Consider the following 21705-nt stretch of genomic DNA (forward strand, 5'->3'; position numbering starts at 1 on the left):
CCAGGCCGGACGTGCATCCGCTCGCGAACGCCCGCTCTTCTTCGGCCGTGACAGCCTGGAGCCCGGCCTGCGCCGGGATGACGGTGGCTAGGGCCATGGCCACGCCGACACCCCACGACGTTTCGGCTGCCGTGCATGCATCGAAACATCGCCGCCCCGGCCTGAAGGCGCTTCTTGCCGCGCTGGTGCTGCTCATCGCGGCGATGCTGGCGGACCTCGCATTCCCGCTTCCGCTCCCGGACGAACGCGACCGGGGCGCCGTCGTCACCGCCGCCGACGGCACGCCGCTGCGCGCCTTCGCCGATAGCGGCGGCATCTGGCGCTATTCCGTCGAGCCGGAGCAGGTCTCGCCGCTGTACGTGCAGGCGTTGCTCACCTACGAGGACCGCTGGTTCTGGCGGCATCCCGGCATCAATCCGGTGGCGATGCTGCGTGCGGCCGGGCAGTGGGCGCGCAGCGGGCGGGTGGTGTCGGGCGGCTCGACGTTGACGATGCAGGTCGCGCGCATCCTCGACACGAAGCAGGACGGCGCGAGGACCGGCACCACGCGCACGCCCGCGCGCAAGCTGCGGCAGATGCTGCGTGCGTTGCAGCTGGAAGTGCGCCTGTCCAAGCGCGAGATCCTCTCGCTGTATCTCAATCACGCACCGTTCGGCGGCACGGTCGAGGGCGTGGAGGCGGCGAGCTGGGCGTATCTGGGGAAACCCTCGTCGCGGCTGTCGCACGCCGAGGCCGCACTGCTCGCCGTGCTGCCGCAATCGCCCAGCCGCCTGCGTCCCGATCGCGAGCCCGACCGCGCCCGCGTCGCGCGCGACAAGGTGCTCGCGCGCATGCGGCAGATGCGCGTGTGGACGGCCGCGCAGGTGGCCGATGCGCGCGTCGAGCCGGTGGTCGCGCGCTCGCTGCAACCGCCGCGTTACGCGCCGCTGCTGGCGCAACGCCTGCGCTTCGAGCGGCCCGAGGCAGTGCGTGTCGTGTCCACGCTCGACCTCGACCTGCAGCGCACGCTCGAGGACCGCGTCGCGGCCTACTTCTCGCAACTGCCCGAACGCACCTCCGCCGCGCTGCTGGTGGTCGACAACGCCACGCTGGAGGCACGCGCCTACGTCGGCTCGCTGGCCTTCGCCGACGCCGCGCGCCTGGGCCACGTCGACATGGTGAAGGCGTGGCGCTCGCCGGGTTCGACGCTCAAGCCGTTCCTGTACGGGCTGGCGCTGGACGACGGGCTGATCCATTCGGAAAGCCTGCTCGTCGATGCGCCGCAGGCGTTCGGCGACTATCGACCGGGCAATTTCGATGCCGCGTTCAACGGGCCGGTCGGTGCGGCGCAGGCGCTGCGGCTCTCGCTCAACGTGCCGGCGGTGGATCTGCTCGACCGGGTGGGGCCGTCGCGCTTCTCGGCGCGCTTGGCGCACGGCGGCATCCGCCTGCAATGGCCGAGCGGGGCGACGCCCAATCTTTCGATGATTCTCGGCGGCACCGGCGCGCGACTGGAGGATCTGGTCGGCGCATACGCCGCGCTCAACCGCGATGGCGTCGCCGGTCGCGTCCGCCTCACCCGCGATGCGCCGCGCGTGGATCGGCGCCTGCTGTCGCCCGGTGCGGCGTGGATCGTGCGCGAGATGCTCGAGGCCAATCCGCGACCGGGCAGCGCCGCCGACACGTTCGATCCGCGCGGCCGTCCGCGCGTCGCATGGAAGACCGGCACCAGTTATGGATTTCGCGATGCCTGGGCGCTGGGCGGCACGCGCCGCTACACGGTGGGCGTGTGGGTCGGGCGTCCGGACGGCACGCCGCTGCCCGGCCAGTACGGCGCCATCACCGCGCTGCCGCTCATGTTCGAGGTGATCGACAGCCTGCCGCGACAGCGCGCCGATGCGGCGCCGCGTCCGCCGCCGGTGGGCGTCGCCAAACTCGACATCTGCTGGCCGCTCGGCCTGCCGCCGGACCCGGCATCGCCGCAGTTGTGCCGCCAGCGGCGCGAAGCGTGGACGCTCGACGGTTCGGTTCCGCCGACCTTCGCCGAACGCGATGCGCGCCTGTGGAGCGCGGGCGTGGAGCGGTTCGACATCGATGCGCGCACCGGCCTGCGCCTGTCGGCGGACTGCACCGCCACGCATGTGCGCGAAACACGCGAGATCGCGCGCTGGCCGGCGCTCGCATCGCCGTGGCTGTCGAGTGCCGCGCGTGCCGCCGCGCGCCTGCCCGCGCTGTCGCCCGACTGCGCCGCCGACGGACGCGATGCCGTGCAGGAGCTGCGCATCGAAGGGCTGGACGATCGCGCCACCCTCGCACCGGCGCCGGGCGGCACCAGGACGGTGCGTCTGTCGTTGCGCGCGCTGGGCGGCGATGCGCGCGTGCGCTGGCTGCTCGACGGCCGCTTGATCGGCGAATCGGCGGGCGAGGGCGCCTTCGTCCACGAATTCGACGAAGCCGGCGCGCACACGCTGACGGCGCTGGCCGAGGGTGGAGCGTGGTCGCGCGTGGGTTTCTTTCTGGAAAAGTGAGCGAGGCTGTCGCTCACTCCTCACTCCTGCGTACTCACTACTGCTTCTTCAGCCTTTGCCCGGATGAGCGAAGCGTACCCGGGAGCTGTCACGCCTGAACCCGGGTGCGCTTCGCTTACCCGGGCTACAAGTGCGGGTCACAGGTGCTTGAGCTGCTCAAGCACATGCTCGGCGGAAGACACGCGGAACTCGCCCGGGGCTTCGACGTTGAGCAGCTTCACCACGCCGTCGTCGGCGTACAGCGCGAAGCGTTTGGCGCGCCGGCCCATGCCGTAGGCGCTCGCGTCGAGTTCCAGACCGAGCGCCCGGGTGAAATCGCCGTTGCCATCGGCGAGCATCATCAGGCCTTCGGGCACGTTCTGGCTCTGGCCCCAGGCCTGCATCACGAACGGATCGTTGACCGCCATGCACGCGACCTCGATGCCGTGGCTGCGGAACTCATCGAAATGTTCGACGAAGCCCGGCAGGTGTTTTTCCGAACAGGTCGGCGTGAATGCGCCGGGCACCGCGAACAGCACGATGCGGCGACCATCGAACAGCGCGTTGGTGTCCACCGTCTCCACGCCCTCGCGGATGCGCTGCAGCGGAACTTCGGGGATGCGTTCGCCGATCTGGATGGTCATGGCCGTTCCTGTGCGGGTGGTCGAAAGTCGCATCGATTCTAGACCCTGCGCCGGGGAATCCCGCGTCAACGACGCTGCATTTCCCACGTGGAGCAAAATGACGACCTCGGCTTCGCCGCGATTGCGCTAACCTCCCGGCCTGCGCGCGACACCGCGAACCAGCCTTTCGGGACGGACCATCGATGCAGTTCAAGGATTACTACGAGACCCTGGGCGTCGAGCCCAGCGCCGGCGAGGCCGAGATCAAGACGGCGTATCGCCGCCTGGCCCGCAAATACCATCCGGACGTCAGCAAGGAAGCCGGCGCCGAGGAAAAGTTCAAGGCCGTCAACGAGGCCTACGAAGCATTGCGCGATCCACAGAAGCGCGCGGCCTACGACCAGCTGCGCGCGCGCGGCTATCGCCCGGGTGATGAAGTGCAGCCGCCGCCGGGCGGCTTCGGCGGGGGCGGGTATGGCGGCGGCGTGGACTTCGAGGAGATCTTCGCCGGCGGTGGCGCGGGCGGCGGGTTCTCCGACTTCTTCGAGAGCCTGTTCGGCCGTGGCGGCGTCGGCCAGCGGCCTGGACCGCAGCCGCGCGGCGACTCGCGCGCCAAGCTCGCCGTCTCGCTGGAGACGGTGTACGAAGGCGGCACGGTGCGCATTTCGGTCAACAACAAGACGCTCGACGTGCGCGTGCCCAAGGGCATCCGGCCGGGACAGGTGATCCGCCTGGCCGGGCAGGGTGCGCAGGGCGACCTGCTGCTGGAGATCGAATACGCCGCGCACCCGCAGTTCGAAGTGGACGGGCGCAACGTGATCCACGCGCTGCCGATCGCCCCGTGGGAAGCGGCGCTGGGTGCGACGGTGAGCGTGCCGACGCTGGGCGGCGCGGTCGAACTGAAGATCCCGGCGAATTCCGAAGCCGGCCGCAAGCTGCGCCTGCGCGGACGCGGCCTGCCGAACGACCCGACCGGCAAGCAGCCGCCAGGGGACCAGATCGTGGAGCTCGAAGTGCTGGCGCCGCGCCCGAACACGGATGCGGAGCGTGAGGCTTACGAGCGGCTGCGGGATGCCTTTGGGGATGATTGGCGGCGGGCGTAGGTGGCGGTTTGCGCGTCAGATGAGCACGAGCGCGTCGTCTTTCCTTTGTGCGGATGACGCAAGGCGGCGCGCTCGTTCCCTTCCCCGCATGCAGGGAAGGGTTGGGGAGGCGTGAAGTGGCGCACTGTGGCGCCTGGTTCATGCGTGACGGCCCCCGGGTGCGCTTCGCTTACCCGGGCTACAAGAGCCGACGTGGCAGAGGCAAACAGCGATCGACACGCAACGGCTCCCTCCCTGCTTGCAGGGGTGAGGAGGGACGCTTGCGCGCCACTGGCGCGTCCCGACGAACGCCATCGGGGTATGTCCGCTGCCGCGAGGTCGGGGAGGGGTGAAGTGGCGCACTGTGGCGCCTGGTTCACGCGTGACCCCCGGGTGCGCTTCGCTTACCCGGGCTACAAAGAGCTGACGTAGCGGAGGCAATGCCGCGATCGACGCGCACCTGCTCCCGTGCAAGCAGCAGGGAGAATGCGGTCGTGCTCCGGAGCTCTCGCGCCTCGCTCAGCGCTTCATCACCTGTCCGATCACATCCGACAGGTCGCTCTCGCTGAAAGGCTTGGTCAGGTAGGCCTTCGCGCCCTGGCGCATGCCCCAGACGCGGTCGGTGTCCTGGTCCTTGGTGGTGACCAGCACGACCGGGATGTGCGAGGTCGTCGGATCGCGCGTGATCGAGCGCGTCGCCTGGAAGCCGTTGAGGTTCGGCATCACGACGTCCATGAGGATCATGTCGGGCAGTTCGCGCTTGGCGGCCTCGACGCCGGCCGCGCCGTCCTCGGCCGTCAGCGCTTCGTGGCCGAGCTTCTCGACGATGCGCCGGATGCCCATGAGCTGGGACGGCGAGTCGTCGACGATGAGAATGCGCGCCATAGTGTTCCCCCTGAACCTGTGGGGATTGTAGCCAGCGCCAGGGCTCTCGCAACAGCGGGCGGCGGGGGTTCCGCGCGCCCAATCCGTGCGTCAGATCACGACCAGCGTACGTCCCAGCGAACCGCCGGCCAACATCGTGGGGAATACCTCCGGCAACTGCTGCAGGCCGACCTCGCGCATGCAGATCCGATCCAGGTGACGGGGGTTCCAGTCGTCGGCCAAACGCTGCCAGACCTGTTCGCGGATGTCGCGCGCGGTGCCGGCCGACGCCACGCCCAGCAGCGACACCCCGCGGATGATGAAGGGCATGACGGTCGTATCGAGATCGGCGGTCGCGGCGAGCCCGGCGCTGGCGACGTTGCCGTACGGCGTGGTCTGCGCGAGCAGGCTGGCGAGCATCGGTCCGCCGACGTTGTCGAGCCCGCCGCCGAAACGCGCCGATTCCATCGGCCGCGTGGTCGCCAGCGCATCGCGGCCGAGCACCTGAGTGGCGCCGATTTCCTTGAGGTAATCGGCGTGTTCGGGCTTGCCGCTGATCGCGTGCACTTCGAAGCCGGCGCGGCTGAAGATGTCCACCGCGAGCGACCCTACGCCTCCGGTCGCGCCGGTCACCGCGAGTGGGCCGAGGTCGGGTGTCTGGCGGTTCTCGGTCATGCGCAGCAGCGCGAGCGCCGCGGTGAAGCCGGCGGTGCCCAGGATCATGCTCTCGCGCAGGCTGAGGCCGGTCGGCAACGGGATGACCCACTTCGACTCCAGGCGTGCATATTCGCCGTAACCGCCGTCGCGGGTTTCGCTGAGTCCGCAGCCGGTGACGAGGACGGCGTCGCCTTCCTTGAACTTCGCATCGGTGGACGCGACGACATGCCCGGCGACGTCGATGCCGCCCACCAGCGGGAAACGCCGCAGGATCTTGCCTTCGCCGGTGCCGGCGAGCGCGTCCTTGAAGTTGATGGAGGAGAAGGCGGTCTTGATGACGACTTCGCCGGGCGCGAGGTCGTCCAGCGCGATCTGCTCCAGGCCGCTGCGATAGCCGTCGGCGTCGTTGTGGATGCGGAAGGCGGTGAAGGTGGTGGGGATGGTCATGAGTCACCCGTAATGAAGCGATATCGAAGGATATCGGGATACAGATCGCGCCACTGTGGATTTGTCGCTTCGATCAACCGGATCTTCCACAAGCGTCTCCAGGCTTTCAGCGAAGTCTCGCGTGAGATGGCGGATTCGATCGTTTCGTGGGCTTCGTACCAGACGAGCTCGTGCACTCGATAACGGTGTGTGAACCCACTGCCCTGTGCGCGCCGGTGTTGCCAAACCCGCCTCACCAGATCCGCGTCATGCCGATGTAGAGCTTCCGCGAGCGCGGCTTGCGGGGATGTATACGCATGGATTCCTCGCCAGTCGCACCTTCTTCCCCGTCATTCCAGCGAAAGCTGGAACCCATCTTGCTCTGCGGGTGTGGCGCGGAAAAAGCAGAAAATGGGGTCCAGCTTTCGCTGGAATGACGGATTTTCGGGTCAGTAAATCCTTACGGGCCTGAGGTGAACCGCGCGCCCCTCACCGCATCGCCTTCCGCCGCTTCTCATCCATCCACTTGTCCGCCTGCGCCGGCGTGTACGCGCGCATCCACGTCAGCATCGCGTCCATGTCATCGCCATGCCACAGGTCGTCGCGCTGGTCGGGATGCAGGAAACGCTCGGCGACCATGCGGTCGAGCATGCCCATCAGCGGCGTGTAGAAGCCGTCCACGTCGAAGAACGCGCACGGCTTGTCGCCGATGCCGAGCTGGCGCCAGGTGAGCATCTCGAACATCTCGTCCAGCGTGCCGAAGCCGCCGGGCAGGGCGACGAAGCCGTCGGAGAGGTCGAACATGCGCGCCTTGCGTTCGTGCATGGAGCCGACGACTTCCAGGCGCGTGACGCCCTTGTGCGCGACTTCCCAGTTGACCAGCTGCTCGGGAATGACGCCGATCACTTCGCCGCCCGCGTCGAGCACGGCGTCGGCGACCACGCCCATCAGGCCGACGTTGCCGCCGCCATAGACCAGCGCGATGCCGTCCTTCGCCAGGCGCGTGCCCAGCGCCATCGCGCGTTCGGTGTAGATGGGTTTGGAGCCGGAGTTGGAGCCGCAGTAGACGCAGAGGGATTTCATGGGCAGCCGGGATTCGGGAGAGGGGATTGCGGATTCGGAAAAAGCAAACGCCGGGCATAGGCCCGGCGTCGGCATGGCGAGGGATGCGATCCGGGCGTCGGCGTGTTCGCTTTCACGAATCCCCAATCCCGGATCACGAATCCCGGCGATCAGTTCGCCTTGTGGATCGCGCGCTTGGACACCGCCATGGCGGCGTCGTGGATCGCTTCCGACAGCGTCGGATGCGCGTGGCAGATGCGGGCGAGGTCGTCGGCCGAGCCCTTGAACTCCATCGCCAGCACGCCTTCGTGCACGAGTTCGGACACGCCGACGCCCACTAGGTGCATGCCGAGGATCAGGTCGGTTTCCTCGTGCGCGATGACCTTCACGAAGCCGGCCGGCTCGCCCATGGCGACGGCGCGCGCAATCGCGGCGAACGGGAAGGTGCCGACCTTGTACGGCGTGCCTTCGGCCTTGAGCTGCTGCTCGGTCTTGCCCACCCAGGCGATTTCCGGCTCGGTGTAGATGACCCACGGGATCGTGTCGAGGTTGACGTGGCCCGGCAGGCCGGCGATCAGCTCGGCCACGGCGATGCCTTCCTCGAAGCCCTTGTGCGCCAGCATCGGGCCGCGCACGCAGTCGCCCACGGCCCAGACGCCGTCGACGCCGGTGTGGCAGTGCTCATCGACTTCGATCATGCCGCGCTGGTCCAGCTTCACGCCGGTGCCTTCGGCCAGCAGGCCGCGCGTGGCGGCGCGACGGCCGACCGACACCAGCAGCTTGTCGACGGTGAGCGTCTTCTCGCCTTCGGCGTCGGTGTAGGTGACGACGACTTCCTTCGTCTTGCCCTTGCCGCTGATTTCCGTGTTGCTGACCTTCGCGCCGAGCTTGATGTCCAGGCCCTGCTTCTTGAATTCCTTCGCGGCGGTCTTGGCGACTTCGGCGTCGGCGGCGGCGAGGAAGTCCGGCAGCGCTTCGAGGATGGTGACTTCGCTTCCCAGGCGCTTCCACACGCTGCCCAGTTCCAGGCCGATCACGCCGGCGCCGATCACGCCCAGGCGCTTGGGCACGGCGGTGAAGTCCAGCGCGCCGACGTTGTCGACGATGTTCTCGCCGTCGAACTTGGCGAACGGCAGTTCGATCGAATCCGAACCGGCGGCCAGGATCACGTTGGTGCCCTTGAGCTCCACCGTGCTGCCGTCATGCTGCTTCACCGTGACGACGTTGCCCGGCTGCAGCTGGCCGAAGCCGTAGAACGGCGTGATCTTGTTCGCCTTGAACAGCATCGCGATGCCGCCGGTGAACTGCTTCACGATCTTGTCCTTGCGGCCGATCATCGTGGCGACGTCGATCTTCGCGTCCTTCGCCGTGATGCCGTGTTCGCCGAACAGGTGGCCCAGGTTGTAGAACTGGCGCGAGCTGTCCAGCAGCGCCTTCGACGGCACGCAGCCCACGCGCAGGCAGGTGCCGCCCAGCGCCGGCTTGCCGTCCTTGCCGAGCGCGGCGTCGATGCACGCGGTCTTCAGGCCCAGCTGTGCGGCGCGGATGGCCGCGTGGTAACCGGCCGGGCCGGCGCCGATGACGATGACGTCGAAGGTTTGCTGTTCGCTCATTTCTTTCGCTCGTGATTCGTGATTGGTGATTCGTGATTCGTTGAAGAGCAGGTCGCCTTTTCGCTTTTGCGAATCACGGATCCCGAATCACGAATCACGGCGTCCCGGGATTACATCCCGAGCAGCATGCGGTGCGGGTTCTCGAGCTGGTTCTTGATGTCGACCAGGAACAGCACCGCGTCCTTGCCGTCGATGATGCGGTGGTCATAGGACAGCGCGATGTACATCATCGGCGCGGCGACGACCTGGCCGTTCTCGACGATCGCGCGCTCCTTGATGGCGTGCATGCCGAGGATCGCGCTCTGCGGCGGGTTGACGATCGGCGTGGACATCAGCGAACCGAACGTGCCGCCGTTGGTGATGGTGAAGGTGCCGCCCTGCAGGTCGTCCAGGCCGAGCTTGCCGTCGCGCGCCTTCTTGGCGTACTCGGCGATGCCCTTCTCGATGTCGGCGAAGCCCATGCGCTCGACGTTGCGCAGCACCGGCGTGACCAGGCCCTTGTCGGTCGACACGGCGATCGAGATGTCGGCGTACCCGTGGTAGATGATGTCGTTGCCGTCGACCGAGGCGTTGACCACCGGGTGCTTCTGCAGCGCGTTGGCGGCGGCCTTGGCGAAGAAGCTCATGAAGCCGAGCTTGATGCCGTTGGCCTTCTCGAACTGCTCGCCCAGCTCCTTGCGCATGGCCATGACCTTGCCCAGGTTGACCTCGTTGAACGAGGTGAGCATGGCGATGGAGTTCTTCGACTGCATCAGGCGCTCGGCGATGCGCGCGCGGATGCGGGTCATCGGCACGCGCTCTTCCGGACGCGCGCCACCGGCGACGCCGCCGGTCTTGCCCGAAGCGTAGTTGACCAGGTCGGCCTTGGTCACCGCGCCGCGACGGCCGGTGCCTTCCACCTGCGACGGATCGATGCCCTGCGTGACGGCGGTAAAGCGCGCGCCCGGCGGCAGCTGGTCGACGCCGCCGGCGGCCTGGGTGGCCTGCGTCGCAGCGGCCTTCGGCGTCACCGGCTGGGCTTCGGCGGTGGTGGCGGCGACGTTCTTGGCGTCCATCGCGGCGGCCTTGTCGGCCTTGGCCTCCGGCGCCGGAGCGGCCGCCGCCGCGCCTTCCTCGACCACGGCGATCAGCTGCTGGCTGGTCACCGTATCGCCTTCCTTGAACTTGATTTCCTTGATGACGCCATCGACGGGCGAGGGCACCTCGAGCACGACCTTGTCGGTCTCCAGGTCGACGATGTTCTCGTCGCGCTTGACGGCGTCGCCGACCTTCTTGTGCCAGGTCGCGATGGTGGCGTCGGAGACGGATTCGGGCAGAACGGGGACTTTGATCTCGGTGCTCATGGGGCGCGCATCCTGGATGACGTAATCGGTGTGTCGTGTGTGAGGTTCGACGTTCGGCGGTTAGCGGGCCGTGTTCAACGGCCCGCCATGGGTCATGCCTGCGTCATTCGGCGGTGATCTCGCCGCGCAACGGGTTCTTCAGTGCATCGGCGACCAGCGCGGCCTGCTCGGCGACGTGGTCGGCGAGGTGGCCGGCGGCCGGCGAGGGCGAACGCGCGCGACCGGCATAGTGCAGCGTCTGGCCGGACTGCAGGCAGGCCGCCAGGTGGTGACGGATCTGGTACCACGCGCCCTGGTTCTGCGGCTCTTCCTGGCACCACACCACGTCGGTGGCGTTCTTGAAGCGCGCAAGTTCCGCCTGCAGCAGCGCACGGGGGAACGGATACAGCTGCTCGACGCGCAGGATCGCGACGTCCTCGATGCCCTGCTTCTGCTGTTCTTCCAGCAGGTCGTAGTAGACCTTGCCGCCGCAGACCACGACGCGCTTGACCTTCTTCCCGTCCGCCGAGGCGTCCGGGATCAGGTGCTGGAACTCGCCCTTGGCCAGTTCGTCCAGCGTCGACACCGCCAGCTTGTGGCGCAGCAGCGACTTGGGCGTCATCACCACCAGCGGCTTGCGCGTGGTCATGCGCATCTGGCGGCGGATCATGTGATACGCCTGCGCCGGGGTGGTCGGCGTGCAGACGATCATGTTCTCCAGCGCGCACAGCTGCAGGAAGCGTTCGAGGCGCGCGGAGCTGTGCTCCGGACCCTGGCCTTCGTAGCCGTGCGGCAGGAACAGCGCCAGGCCGCACAGGCGACCCCACTTGGCCTCGCCCGACGACAGGAACTGGTCGATCACCACCTGGGCGCCGTTGGCGAAGTCGCCGAACTGCGCTTCCCAGATGTCCAGCGTCATGGGATCGGCCGTGGCATAGCCGTATTCGAAGCCCATCACCGCTTCCTCGCTGAGCAGCGAGTCGATGATGGTCACGTCCGCCGGGTTCTTCACCAGGCGGCGCAGCGGCAGGACGTACTCGTCGTTGCTCTGCTCGTGCAGGATCGCGTGGCGGTGGAAGAACGTGCCGCGACCGCAGTCCTGGCCGACCAGGCGCAGCTTGTAGCCTTCGTCCAGCAGCGTGGCGTAGGCGAGGTTCTCGGCGAAGCCCCAGTCGCCCGGCTGCTCGCCGGCGGACATCTTGCGACGGTCCTCGTAGATCTTCGCCACGCGCGGATGCAGCTTGAGATCGGCCGGCACGTCGTTGATGGTGACGGCGAGCTTGTCGAGCTTCTTGCGGTCGAACGTGGTGTCCACCGCGTCGGTGAGCTTGCCCGACAGGTACTTCGACCAGTCGATGGTGAACTCGTCCGGCTTCACTTCGACCACTTCGGTGGTGACCACGCCGTCGTCGAGCTTCTGGCGGTAGCCGTCGACCAGCGCCTGCGCCTCGTCGGCGGTGAGCGTGCCTTCGGCGACCAGCTGCTGCGCGTAGAGTTCGCGCGGCGTCTTGTGCTTGCGGATGACCTGGTACATCACCGGCTGCGTCGCCGCCGGCTCGTCGGCCTCGTTGTGGCCGTGGCGGCGGTAGCAGACCAGGTCGATGACCACGTCCTTGCCGAACGTGTTGCGGAAGTCCAGCGCCAGCTCGGCGCAGAACACGACGGCTTCCGGGTTGTCGCCGTTCACGTGCAGCACCGGCGCGCCGACCATCTTGGCGACGTCGGTGCAGTACAGCGTCGAACGGGCGTCCTGCATCGCGCTGGTGGTGAAGCCCACCTGGTTGTTGATGACGATGTGCACCGTGCCGCCGACGCGGAAACCGCGCGCCTGCGACATCTGGAACAGCTCCATCACCACGCCCTGGCCGGCGAACGCGGCATCGCCGTGGATCAGGATCGGCAGCACCTGCTGCGCGCCCTTCTCGCCGCGGCGCGACTGCCGCGAACGCACCGAGCCGGCGACGACCGGGTCGACGATCTCCAGGTGCGACGGGTTGAACGCGAGGGCCAGGTGCACCGGGCCGCCCGGCGTGGCGACGTCGGCCGAGAAGCCCATGTGGTACTTCACGTCGCCCTGGTGGGCGAGGTCGCTGTGGACGTGCTCGAACTTGCCTTCGAACTCGTCGAACAGGTGGCGTGGGGGCTTGCCGAGCGTGTTGATCAGGACGTTCAGGCGGCCGCGGTGGGCCATGCCGATGACGACGTCCTTGGCGCCCTGTTCGCCGGCGCGGCGGATGGTGGTGTCCATCAGCGGGATCAGCGCGTCGCCGCCTTCCAGCGAGAAGCGCTTCTGGCCGACGTACTTCGTGCCCAGGTAGCGCTCCAGGCCGTCGGCAGCCGTCAGGCGCTCCAGGATGCGCTTCTTGTCCTCGGCGGTGCGGCCGAACCTGCCGCCGGCCTTTTCCAGGCGCTCGTAGATCCAGCGACGCTGTTCGGCGTCGGAGATGTGCATGAACTCGGCGCCGATCGGACCGGTGTAGGTGGCCTTGAGCAGGGCGAACAGGTCGCCCAGCTTCATGCGGTCGTTGCCGCCCACGCCGCCGGTGCTGAACTCGGCGTTGAGGTCGTTGCCGGTGAGCTGGTGGAACGCCAGGTCGAGATCCGGCGCTTCCGGCTTCTGCCACAGGCCCAGCGGGTCGATGTTGGCGCCCAGGTGGCCGCGCGAGCGGTAGGCCGTGATCAGGCGGCCGATGTGGCGCTCGCGCTCGTCGCCGGCGCCGGCAGCGACCGACACCACGCCGCGGGCGGCCTGGCGGCCGGCTTCGGCGATCTGCTCGATCACCGCCGAGTGCGGGATGTCGCCGGCTTCACGGCCCTTGAAGCCGTCGAAATACGCCTTCCATTTGGGGTCGACACTGTCGGGTGCAACCAGGTACTGCTCGTACAGGTCTTCGACGAAAGCGGCGTTTGCGCCGAGTTGGGAGGACTGGGAGAACTGCTTCAGGAGACTGTCCACGATGGCGATCGGGAAACTCGGTGGGAGAAGGCGGAGTGAGCCTGGATTGCACGAGCTCGGCTATTCAGGCGCCAAGATTCGGAATTATAGCCCCTGCCCGCCGACAAACGGCTAACACCAACGTCGAATCGGGCATGTGGGCGGATCGCGAAAAGCGGACGCGCCGCGGGCGCGACAGGGCTTCCGGACGGCCCGGGAATAGCGTTTGGGCGCGGGGCGCGGGTTCAAGGGCAGGGTGGATCGGTGCGGATGTGAAGGCGGGCCGCCTCAGATCCCCAGCGCCCGGTATTCCGTGCACGGCCGGGCCCGTTCCCAGACCGGCGCGAAATGCGCGCGCAGCTGCCGGGCGCGGGCTTCGTCGTCCAGGCGGGTTTCGCCTTCGAACCGGTGGCCGAGCGCGCGGAAGTACCAGCCGCCGCCGTCGTTGGCGACGTAGGCGGACGGATAGTCGCGGTCCACCGGCTCCTCGATGGCGCGGAACGCGAACGCGCTGGGCAGCCGCTGCGAGAGCCCGATCAGCGGGGCGAGCGCACGCCGCGGGGCCTCGGGGTCGTGCAGCAGCGCCCGCACCTCGCCGCCGCCCACGGCGAAACGGCGCAGCGCGGCCATCGCCTCGGGGGTGTCGAGCAGGCCGGGGTCGAGGTCGCGGCTGTAGACCAGCAACTGCCGCCGCGCCCCTTCGATCACGCCCAGCACCGCGGCCAGGCCGGCATCGCGGCGCAGCACCGGATTGACCGCGCCGAGCACGAGCCGCATCGACTGGTGATCGAGCCCGGCTTCGACGAAACGCTCCCCAAAGGGAAGGAAACCCTGCCGCGCGTAGAACGCCATCGCCGGCACCTGCGCGTGCAGCGTCACTTCGTTCCAGCGCAGCTCGCGCGCCAGCTCCAGCAGCGCCTTCAGCAGCGCCTCGCCGACGCGGCGATTCCGCCATTCCGGCAGCACCGCCATGCGACCGATGCGGCGGTCGGGCGTGAGCCGGCCGGTGCCGATCGGCCGCCCCTGGGCGTCGCGTGCGAGGACGTGCCGGCTCAGCGGGTCGAGCGCGTCGCGTTCGATTTCCACCGGTACGCCCTGTTCCTGCACGAAGACCACGTCGCGGACGGCGTGCAGGTCGGCGATGGCCTGTTCGAAGCCGACCGCCTCGACACGGAACAGGGCGTCCGGGCCACTCATTCCTCTTCGTCCGGAACGGCGAGCGCGTAGTGGCCGGACTGGACCAGGCACTGCACGAGGTCGCGGCCCGCATCCGACAACGCGGCGTAGGCGGCGCCGTCGAGCTGCGCCGCGTCGGCGATCAGCGCCGCGTCTTCGGCCGGCAGCGGATAATCCTGCCCGCTGACGTACAGCCGCGCCGGCTCGCCCTTGCGGTGCGCGCGGCGCCAGGCCATGCGCGACCACGGATGGCGATGCAGCGCCGCGCCGTGCTCCAGGTCCCATTCGATCTCGATGCGCGAACGCGTTTCGCCGCCGTGCACTTCGCCGGCCGCGCGATACACGGTGATGAAGCGGCCGAACCAGTCGCCGAGGCGGTCCGGATCGTTCATCCGCAACAGGTTCAGCGCTTCGACCGCGCGGTTCATCGCGGCCACGTCGATCTCGTTCGGATCGGCCGCCGGTGCGAGGTCCGGGTCGGTGTAGCGCAGCGCGTCGTCGGCATCGGCCGCGAGCGTGTCGACGAAATCGCCCAGCAGTTCCGCCGCCGATGGCGCGCGCATGCCGACCGAGAAGGTCAGGCACGCATCCTCGGCCACGCCGTTGTGCGGCACGCCGGGCGGCAGGTACAGCATGTCGCCCGGGCCGAGCACCCAGTCGTGGGTCGCGGTGAATTCGCGCAGCAGCTTGAGTTCGACGTCGGGGCGGAAATCCAGCGGCGGATTCGCGCCGGCGTCGATCTGCCAGCGCCGATGCCCGTACGCCTGCAACAGGAACACGTCGTACTGGTCAACGTGCGCGCCGACCGAGCCGCCCGGCGCGGCGAAGGAAATCATCACGTCGTCGATGCGCCAGCGCGGCAGGAAGCGGAAATGCTCCAGCAGCGCGGCGACGTCGGCGTCCCACTTGTCGACGTCCTGCACCAGCAGCGTCCAGTCCTGGTGCGGCATGCCGGGAAATTCGTCTTCCTCGAACGGGCCGTGGCGCAGCGTCCAGCGATCGTTCGCGCGATCGTGCATGACGATGCGCGACAGCGCCGTTTCCTCGCAGGCGAGGCCGGCGAGGTCTTCGGGCTGCACCGGCGTTTCGAAATCGGGGAAGGCGTTGCGGATCAGCAGCGGGCGCTTCTGCCAGTAATCGCGCAGGAAGCGTTGCGGGGTCATGCCCAGTGGCGGAAGCGCGCGGGCGTCGATCTCGATGGGGAGCCCGCTTGACGTGGGCGCGGCCTTCGCTGCGCTCTTCCTGGTGGCGACCTTCGTGATCGGGGATGTCTTAGATGCGGTCTTGCGGGTCATGTCGTGGCGATCTCGTCGTAGCCGCGGCCGAGGAACTGCAGCAGGCACCAGCCATGGCCGAACGGATCGGCAATGGCGACGATGCGGCCCCAGTCGGCTTCGCGGAGGGAACCTTCCTGCGTGGCGCCAGCGGCGAGGGCGCGCGCGAGTGCGGCATCGAGGTCGTCGACGACCACGTCGCAATGCACCGGCGTCCAATGGCGCGCGTACTGGCGGGCCGATGCGCCGGCGCCGATGGAACCTGCGTCCTTGCGCAGCAGGTAAAGCGGGGATTCGAAACCCAGCAGCTCCACGCTGTCGTCGCCGAAACGGCGCGCCGGCGTCAATCCGAAGGCTGCGACGTAGAAGGCTTCGGCCTTGCGTACGTCGGGCACGTCGATGTTGACCAGGAGCTTCATGGCGTCGATGCGATGGGGTGCCAGGCGATCGGTTGTGAAAAGCGGATGTCCAGCCCGTTCGGATCGCGCACCACGAACTCGCGCAGGCCGTAGGGGCGATCGCCGGGCGGGTGCACGATGGTAACGCCCCGCGCTCGCAGCCGGTCGTGCAACGCGTCGACCTCGTCCGTCATGAGCCGCAGGCTGATCCAGCGGTGCATCGTCGGGGCGTCGTCCGCCTGCGCGACGAACAGGCGCTGGCCTTCGCGTTGCAGCACGGCGAAACCACCGCTGCGCCGCGCGATTTCGAAGCCGATGGCGCCATAGAACGCCAGCATGGCGTCGAGGTCCGGGCCGACCACTTCGATCACGCCCTGCGCGTAATCGCATAGGCCGCTGGCGGGGGCGTCTCCGTGCATTCGTGCTCCGTGGTTCCCGCGGGCTCAGTCGTCGAGCGGCGTCTGCTGGTGGCTGAGCAGCCGCCAGTCGGTGCCGACGGCGAGGTACACGCTCGAAACGAGCGCGCGATAGGGTTCGGGCGAATCCGCGCGCGTGGCGCGGACGCGATAGGCGAGCACGGCGATGAAGGTCGCTGGCTCGGAGAACGCGATGTCCTCGATCTCGAACCCGCTCCACGGCGCGGCGCCCGCGACCGAGGACAGCACCGCTTCCTTGTCCAGCGGGCGCGGAATGCCGGGCAGCAGCATCAGGCCGTCGTCGAAGAAGTGCGTGCGGTAGTACTCGACGTCGCCCGCGGCGTTCCAGAAGCCGCGTTCGATCTCCAGCACTTCGGTCATCGGGTTCCGGACGGTCACGGCGCGGCTCCGCTGGGGACGTGTCCGCCAGTCTCGGCGATGCGCCGTGACGCGCCGGTCAGAACGCGGCGAAGGCGGTCGCGATGGATCAGATGTCGCGCGCCAGCTTCTCGGCCAGGCCGACGTAACTGCCGGGCGTCATGTCGAGCAGGCGCTGCTTGTCGGCGGCCGGAAGCTCCAGCGTGCCGATGAACTCGCGCATCGACGCTTCGTTGATGCCTTGGCCACGGGTGAGCGCCTTGAGCTGCTCGTACGGGTTCGGTAGGCCGTGGCGACGCATGACGGTCTGCACCGCTTCGGCCAGCACTTCCCACGCGGCGTCGAGGTCTTCGGCCAGTCGTTGCGGATTGGCGCTGAGCTTGCCCAGGCCGCGCTGCAACGCGTCGAAACCGATCAGCGCGTGGCCGAACGCCGTGCCGAGCGCGCGCAGCACGGTGGAGTCGGTGAGGTCGCGCTGCCATCGACTGATCGGCAGCTTCGCGGCGAAGTGCTCGAACAGCGCGTTGGCGATGCCGAAGTTGCCTTCGGCGTTCTCGAAGTCGATCGGGTTGACCTTGTGCGGCATGGTCGAGGAGCCGACTTCGCCGGCCTTCACCGCCTGCTTGAAGTAGCCCAGCGAGATGTAGCCCCAGATGTCGCGGCACAGATCGATCGCGATGGTGTCGATGCGGCGCTGCGCGTCGCAGATCTCGGCGATGCCGTCGTGCGGCTCGATCTGCGTGGTGTACGGCTGCCAGTTCAGGCCGAGCGAATGCACGAAGCGCTCGGAGAACGCCGGCCAGTCGATGTCCGGATAGGCGGCGACATGCGCGTTGTAGTTGCCGACCGCGCCGTTGATCTTGCCCGGCATGCGCGCGGCGGCGAGCGTTTCGCCCTGGCGTTGCAGGCGCGCGACGACGTTGGCGATTTCCTTGCCGACGGTGGTCGGCGACGCGGTCTGGCCGTGCGTGCGCGAGAGCATCGGCAGGGCGGCGTGTTCGTGCGCCATCGTGCGCAGCGTCTGGATCAGCGCATCGAGCTTGGGCAGCAGCACGAACTGGCGCGCCTCGTTGAGCATCAGCGCGTAGCTGAGGTTGTTGATGTCCTCGGAGGTGCAGGCGAAGTGCACGAATTCCAGCGCCGGGCCGAGCTCCGCGTCGTCCTTCAGGCGCTCCTTGATGAAGTATTCGACCGCCTTCACGTCGTGATTGGTCGTGCGCTCGATCTCCTTCACCCGCGCGGCGTCGGCCGGCGAGAGCTTGTCGGCCAGCCCGCGCAGGCGCGCGGCGGCGGCATCGGAGAAGGGCGCGAGTTCCACGATGCCCAGCTCGGCCCCCAGCGCCAGCAGCCATTCCACTTCGACCTTCACGCGCGCCTTGATCAGGCCGTACTCCGAGAAGATCGGGCGGAGCGCGTCGACCTTGCCGGCATAGCGGCCATCGAGCGGGGACAGGGCTAGCAGCTGGGCTTCTACGGACATGGCGGGGTTCATGGGCGAGGCAAACCGCGATTCTACTACTCCTGTCCGGCGCGGCCCTCGCGGCCGGCCACCGGGCGATACGCGCGCAACGCGGCCGGCGTAAGCTCGGGGCCTTCGAACCGGAGGACCATTCGATGCCCAGGCAGGCAAAGGCGAGGCAGCCCCGCCGCGACAGCAGCTTCCGTACCGAACGCGACAGCATGGGCGAACTGCAGGTGCCCGCGCAGGCCCTGTGGGGCGCGCAGACGCAGCGGGCGGTGCAGAACTTCCCGATCTCCGGCCGTCCGATGCCGCGCGAGTTCATCCGCGCGCTGGGCCTGATCAAGGCCGCGGCGGCGGAGGTCAACGGTGGCCTGGGCCTGCTCGGCAAGGGCGCCTCGCAGTCGATCCGCGCCGCCGCGCTGTCGGTGGCCTCGGGCGAACACGACGCGCAGTTCCCGATCGATGTGTTCCAGACCGGTTCGGGCACCTCCAGCAACATGAACGCCAACGAGGTGATCGCCGCGCTGGCGAACGCGTCGGGCCGGACCGCCAAGGCGATCCATCCCAACGACCACGTCAACCTGGGCCAGAGTTCCAACGACGTGATCCCCACGGCGATCCGGGTGAGCGCGCTGATCGCCACGAGCGGGCAGCTGCTTCCCTCGCTGAAACACCTGCGCCGCACGATCGAGCGCCAGGGCAAGGCGCTGGGGAAGATCACCAAGACCGGCCGCACGCACCTGATGGACGCGATGCCGCTGACGTTCGCGCAGGAGTTCGGCGCGTGGGCGTCGCAGCTGGCGTCGGCGCAGGCGCGCATCGAGGATGCGCTGGTGCGCGTGCGGCGGCTGCCGATCGGCGGCACCGCGATCGGTACCGGCATCAACGCCGACGCGCGTTTCGGCAAGGGCATGGCGAAGGCGTTGTCGGCGCTGTCGGGCGTGAAGTTCGATTCGGCCGACGACAAGTTCGAAGGCATCGCCTCGCAGGACGATGCGGTCGAGCTGTCGGGCCAGTTGAACGCGCTGGCGGTCGCGCTGATGAAGATCGCCAACGATCTGCGCTGGATGAATTCCGGGCCGCTGGCGGGCTTGGGCGAGATCGAACTGCCGGCGTTGCAGCCGGGAAGTTCGATCATGCCGGGCAAGGTGAACCCGGTGATTCCCGAAGCGACCTGCATGGTCTGCGCGCAGGTGATGGGCCACCACACGGCCATCACGGTGGCCGGGCAGAGCGGCAATTTCCAGCTCAACGTGATGCTGCCGCTGATCGCCTACGACCTGCTCGATTCGATCCAGCTGCTCGGCAACGTGATGCGCCTGCTGGCCGACAGCGCGATCGCCGACCTCAAGCCGCGGCCCGATCGCGTGCGCGAGGCGCTGGACCGCAATCCAATCCTGGTCACGGCGCTCAATCCGATCATCGGCTACGAGAAGGCGGCGGCGATCGCGAAGCAGGCCTACAAGGAGGGCCGGCCGGTGCTGGACGTGGCGGCGGAACTGAGCGGCTTGCCGGTGAAGGAACTGCGCGCGCTGCTGGATCCGGCGGCGCTGACGCGCGGAGGGATCCATGAGGGGGGCGGTGGCGGCGGGTGAGATCCCGCGCCGTTGTTCGTTCGCCGTAAGGAATCGGGATAGCGGATCGCTGGAATGATCGAAGTGGGAGCTGATCGCCTGACGGTTCGGCGTCTCGCTCTCAAGCCCCTCTCCCAGCGGGAGCGGGGGGGGTGAGGGCGACGAAGCGGACGCGATGAACAGTCGTGGCGGAACAGTGCTGTGTTGTCCCCTGGTCGCAAGTCGAACGCCAGCGCCTTACCGCCTCGAAGGCGCCTCCGAAGCCTCCGCCGCTTCCTCCGCCGCCGAAGCCGCAACCTTGTCGCCCTTGTCCTTCGCGTCGCTGCGGCACTCGTCGATGTCCGACTGGGTCAGGTCCGCGTAAGGCCTGAATTCCGGCAGCGCCTCGGCGAGACGGTTCTGCGCTTCCATCATCCCCGGCAACGCATCGCACAGCTGCAGCGCGGCGGTTTCGACCTTCGACGTCTGCGCTTTCACCGCGCGTTCGATGTCGTCGTCGGAACCGCCGGTGAAGACGCTCTTCAGCGATTCGGTCACCGCGTGCGTCGCCAGGTCCGCGCCGTGCAAGCCGATCTGCATGCCCGCGTTGGCGACGTCGACCACGTGGCGGCGATACTCGAGCAGCAGCGCACGCTGCTGCGGCGTCACGGCCACGGGCGCGCCGTCGATGATCAGGTCGCCCTTCGGCGAGAGTTCGACGCGCCTGCCGCCCTTGCCGCTGTCGATGTTGATGTTGCCTTCGGCGATTTCCTTCTTCGCCTCGGCCAGCGCCTCCTGCACCGCGGTGGACACGATTCCGCCGGTTTTCGCCGGCTGCGGGGCGGCCTGCTGCGAGGAGGGATCGGCACTGCACGCGGACAGCAGCATGGCGCCGGACAGGGTCGCGGCAAGGGCAACGAGGCGCAGGGTCATGGCGAAGGTCCTTGGAGGAAGTGGCTTGGATGCAGGTGTGAGGATCAGTCGTCGGACGGCATGCTGACGCGGCCCTTCACGCCGCTGTGGTCGACGCCGCCGCTGCCGACGCGACGCACGGTGAGGTTGCCGCCGACATCGTGCGCATCGAGGCCGCCGGAGCCGATCTTGCCGGCGTTGACGTCGCCGCCGACCTGGTTCGCCTCGAGCCCGCCGGAGCCGATGCTGTCGACGCTGACGTTGCCGCCGACGTCGCGCAGTTCGACCTCGCCGGAACCGACGCTCCCGACCTTGGCGTCGGTCTTCACCCGACGCGCCTTCAGGTCGCCCGAGCCGACCGAGAGCACGTGCAGCGAACCGATCGTGTCCAGTTCGATGTCGCCGGAATTGACGTCCGCCGTGACCAGTCCGCGGATGTTGCGCGCCTCGACATCGCCCGAGCCCACGTCGGCGCTCAGCGCGGAGGCGCCGTGCACGCGCGCGTCGCCGGAGCCGACATCGAGCTGCACCAGCACGTTGTCCGGCACGCTCGCATCGAGCCTGAGGTAGGCGTAGTTCGTGCCGCCGAAATTGAAGTTGATCGTGTCCTGGCGCTTCGCGGTCACGATCAGCTTGTCGCCCACGCGCTGCTGGGTGAGCGAGAGCTCCTTGAGGCGGTCCGCATTGGACGCGCAGGCCGTGCCCTTCACGGCGCCCTTCGCGCCGGGCGAGGCGTTGACGGTGAGGTCATGCGGGCCGATCTCGAACATCACCGACTTCACGCCGGTGAAATCGAGGGTGAGGTTGCGCGGTTCGGAATGGGTGCATTCGTCGGCGAGGGCCTGGCCGGCGAACAGGGCGAGGGGCAGGAAGGCGAAGGCTACGGTGGGTTTGCGCATGGTGTTCTCTCCGTGAAAGGCCCTACTGGGATGCGGCCGACGTGCCTACGGTTGCATCGTGCACGGGGCTCCGGTGGAGCTTCGGGCCTGCCGTTGTCGAGCGTTGGTGCTGGTATTTCGTGCTCCTGCGCTGCCTTCGAACGCGTTCTCGATGCCATCGTGGCGCT

19 protein-coding genes are annotated in these 21705 nt (G+C 68.3%); 3 read left to right on the forward strand and 16 right to left on the reverse strand.

What is annotated here, in order from left to right; all coding sequences use genetic code 11:
• The first annotated feature begins 95 nt into the window (after positions 1-95).
• Positions 96-2507, forward strand: a complete 2412-nt coding sequence (pbpC, locus tag AC3ANK_RS07480; protein WP_484172601.1) for a penicillin-binding protein 1C — start codon at positions 96-98, stop codon at positions 2505-2507.
• A gap of 137 nt (positions 2508-2644) precedes the next feature.
• Here the strand turns inward: pbpC and AC3ANK_RS07485 are convergent, their stop codons facing one another.
• Complete coding sequence (locus tag AC3ANK_RS07485; RefSeq protein ID WP_206859002.1) at positions 2645-3130, reverse strand: peroxiredoxin; 486 nt, start codon at positions 3128-3130, stop codon at positions 2645-2647.
• Between the two features lie 182 nt (positions 3131-3312).
• Here AC3ANK_RS07485 and AC3ANK_RS07490 point away from each other — a divergent pair, with 182 nt between their 5' ends.
• Positions 3313-4212 carry a DnaJ C-terminal domain-containing protein gene (locus AC3ANK_RS07490; RefSeq protein WP_206859000.1) on the forward strand — a complete coding sequence of 300 codons (900 nt, stop codon included), beginning with the start codon at positions 3313-3315 and terminating at the stop codon, positions 4210-4212.
• A gap of 498 nt (positions 4213-4710) precedes the next feature.
• On the opposite strand, the gene pilH is transcribed toward AC3ANK_RS07490, so the two are convergent.
• The 13 genes from pilH to purB all read right to left on the reverse strand — a co-directional run bounded on the left by pilH (position 4711) and on the right by purB (position 18192).
• A complete protein-coding gene (pilH, locus tag AC3ANK_RS07495) occupies positions 4711-5076 on the reverse strand; it encodes a twitching motility response regulator PilH (protein ID WP_206858995.1) in 366 nt (121 codons plus the stop codon).
• 90 nt (positions 5077-5166) lie between these two features.
• Positions 5167-6159, reverse strand: a complete 993-nt coding sequence (locus AC3ANK_RS07500) for an oxidoreductase (protein WP_484172602.1) — start codon at positions 6157-6159, stop codon at positions 5167-5169.
• A complete protein-coding gene (locus AC3ANK_RS07505; protein WP_484172603.1) occupies positions 6156-6395 on the reverse strand; it encodes a GIY-YIG nuclease family protein in 240 nt (79 codons plus the stop codon). The genes AC3ANK_RS07500 and AC3ANK_RS07505 overlap by 4 nt, the downstream gene beginning before the upstream one ends.
• 232 nt (positions 6396-6627) lie before the next feature.
• Complete coding sequence (locus AC3ANK_RS07510) at positions 6628-7221, reverse strand: LOG family protein (RefSeq protein ID WP_206858989.1); 594 nt, start codon at positions 7219-7221, stop codon at positions 6628-6630.
• A gap of 149 nt (positions 7222-7370) precedes the next feature.
• On the reverse strand, positions 7371-8813 hold the full coding sequence (gene lpdA, locus AC3ANK_RS07515; protein ID WP_484172604.1) for a dihydrolipoyl dehydrogenase: 1443 nt from the start codon (positions 8811-8813) through the stop codon (positions 7371-7373).
• Between the two features lie 110 nt (positions 8814-8923).
• Positions 8924-10156 carry a dihydrolipoyllysine-residue succinyltransferase gene (sucB, locus tag AC3ANK_RS07520; protein ID WP_484172605.1) on the reverse strand — a complete coding sequence of 411 codons (1233 nt, stop codon included), beginning with the start codon at positions 10154-10156 and terminating at the stop codon, positions 8924-8926.
• Positions 10157-10259: 103 nt separating this feature from the next.
• Positions 10260-13091: a 2-oxoglutarate dehydrogenase E1 component gene (locus AC3ANK_RS07525; protein WP_484172606.1), complete on the reverse strand. Its 2832-nt coding sequence runs from the start codon at positions 13089-13091 to the stop codon at positions 10260-10262.
• Between the two features lie 267 nt (positions 13092-13358).
• On the reverse strand, positions 13359-14267 hold the full coding sequence (locus AC3ANK_RS07530; protein ID WP_484172607.1) for a GNAT family N-acetyltransferase: 909 nt from the start codon (positions 14265-14267) through the stop codon (positions 13359-13361).
• Positions 14264-15541: a ribosomal protein uL16 3-hydroxylase gene (locus AC3ANK_RS07535; RefSeq protein WP_484172608.1), complete on the reverse strand. Its 1278-nt coding sequence runs from the start codon at positions 15539-15541 to the stop codon at positions 14264-14266. The genes AC3ANK_RS07530 and AC3ANK_RS07535 overlap by 4 nt, the downstream gene beginning before the upstream one ends.
• On the reverse strand, positions 15538-15939 hold the full coding sequence (locus tag AC3ANK_RS07540; RefSeq protein ID WP_206858981.1) for a VOC family protein: 402 nt from the start codon (positions 15937-15939) through the stop codon (positions 15538-15540). The genes AC3ANK_RS07535 and AC3ANK_RS07540 overlap by 4 nt, the downstream gene beginning before the upstream one ends.
• Complete coding sequence (locus AC3ANK_RS07545; RefSeq protein WP_484172609.1) at positions 15936-16337, reverse strand: VOC family protein; 402 nt, start codon at positions 16335-16337, stop codon at positions 15936-15938. The genes AC3ANK_RS07540 and AC3ANK_RS07545 overlap by 4 nt, the downstream gene beginning before the upstream one ends.
• Before the next feature lie 24 nt (positions 16338-16361).
• On the reverse strand, positions 16362-16733 hold the full coding sequence (locus AC3ANK_RS07550) for a nuclear transport factor 2 family protein (RefSeq protein ID WP_206858978.1): 372 nt from the start codon (positions 16731-16733) through the stop codon (positions 16362-16364).
• 88 nt (positions 16734-16821) lie between these two features.
• Positions 16822-18192, reverse strand: a complete 1371-nt coding sequence (gene purB, locus AC3ANK_RS07555) for an adenylosuccinate lyase (RefSeq protein WP_484172610.1) — start codon at positions 18190-18192, stop codon at positions 16822-16824.
• A gap of 134 nt (positions 18193-18326) precedes the next feature.
• On the opposite strand from purB, the gene AC3ANK_RS07560 reads away from it, so the two are divergent.
• Entirely contained in the window at positions 18327-19769 is a 1443-nt protein-coding gene (locus AC3ANK_RS07560) for a class II fumarate hydratase (RefSeq protein ID WP_484172611.1), read from the forward strand.
• A 216-nt stretch (positions 19770-19985) separates the two neighbouring features.
• On the opposite strand, the gene AC3ANK_RS07565 is transcribed toward AC3ANK_RS07560, so the two are convergent.
• A complete protein-coding gene (locus AC3ANK_RS07565) occupies positions 19986-20660 on the reverse strand; it encodes a hypothetical protein (protein ID WP_484172612.1) in 675 nt (224 codons plus the stop codon).
• 44 nt (positions 20661-20704) lie between these two features.
• The gene (locus AC3ANK_RS07570; protein ID WP_484172613.1) at positions 20705-21538 is read right to left on the reverse strand and encodes a DUF4097 family beta strand repeat-containing protein; all 834 of its coding nucleotides are present in this window, start codon (positions 21536-21538) and stop codon (positions 20705-20707) included.
• Positions 21539-21705 lie beyond the last annotated feature (167 nt).

It is taken from the genome of Lysobacter sp. SCRH-1R, assembly GCF_057747855.1.

Bases quoted from the DNA above. Each gene is read 5' to 3' on its own strand.
- pbpC (WP_484172601.1), top strand. From the start codon at position 96: ATGGCCACGCCGACACCCCACGACGTTTCGGCTGCCGTGCATGCATCG.
- AC3ANK_RS07485 (WP_206859002.1), bottom strand. From the start codon at position 3,130: ATGACCATCCAGATCGGCGAACGCATCCCCGAAGTTCCGCTGCAGCGC.
- AC3ANK_RS07490 (WP_206859000.1), top strand. From the start codon at position 3,313: ATGCAGTTCAAGGATTACTACGAGACCCTGGGCGTCGAGCCCAGCGCC.
- pilH (WP_206858995.1), bottom strand. From the start codon at position 5,076: ATGGCGCGCATTCTCATCGTCGACGACTCGCCGTCCCAGCTCATGGGC.
- AC3ANK_RS07500 (WP_484172602.1), bottom strand. From the start codon at position 6,159: ATGACCATCCCCACCACCTTCACCGCCTTCCGCATCCACAACGACGCC.
- AC3ANK_RS07510 (WP_206858989.1), bottom strand. From the start codon at position 7,221: ATGAAATCCCTCTGCGTCTACTGCGGCTCCAACTCCGGCTCCAAACCC.
- lpdA (WP_484172604.1), bottom strand. From the start codon at position 8,813: ATGAGCGAACAGCAAACCTTCGACGTCATCGTCATCGGCGCCGGCCCG.
- sucB (WP_484172605.1), bottom strand. From the start codon at position 10,156: ATGAGCACCGAGATCAAAGTCCCCGTTCTGCCCGAATCCGTCTCCGAC.
- AC3ANK_RS07530 (WP_484172607.1), bottom strand. From the start codon at position 14,267: ATGAGTGGCCCGGACGCCCTGTTCCGTGTCGAGGCGGTCGGCTTCGAA.
- AC3ANK_RS07535 (WP_484172608.1), bottom strand. From the start codon at position 15,541: ATGACCCGCAAGACCGCATCTAAGACATCCCCGATCACGAAGGTCGCC.
- AC3ANK_RS07540 (WP_206858981.1), bottom strand. From the start codon at position 15,939: ATGAAGCTCCTGGTCAACATCGACGTGCCCGACGTACGCAAGGCCGAA.
- AC3ANK_RS07545 (WP_484172609.1), bottom strand. From the start codon at position 16,337: ATGCACGGAGACGCCCCCGCCAGCGGCCTATGCGATTACGCGCAGGGC.
- purB (WP_484172610.1), bottom strand. From the start codon at position 18,192: ATGTCCGTAGAAGCCCAGCTGCTAGCCCTGTCCCCGCTCGATGGCCGC.
- AC3ANK_RS07560 (WP_484172611.1), top strand. From the start codon at position 18,327: ATGCCCAGGCAGGCAAAGGCGAGGCAGCCCCGCCGCGACAGCAGCTTC.
- AC3ANK_RS07565 (WP_484172612.1), bottom strand. From the start codon at position 20,660: ATGACCCTGCGCCTCGTTGCCCTTGCCGCGACCCTGTCCGGCGCCATG.
- AC3ANK_RS07570 (WP_484172613.1), bottom strand. From the start codon at position 21,538: ATGCGCAAACCCACCGTAGCCTTCGCCTTCCTGCCCCTCGCCCTGTTC.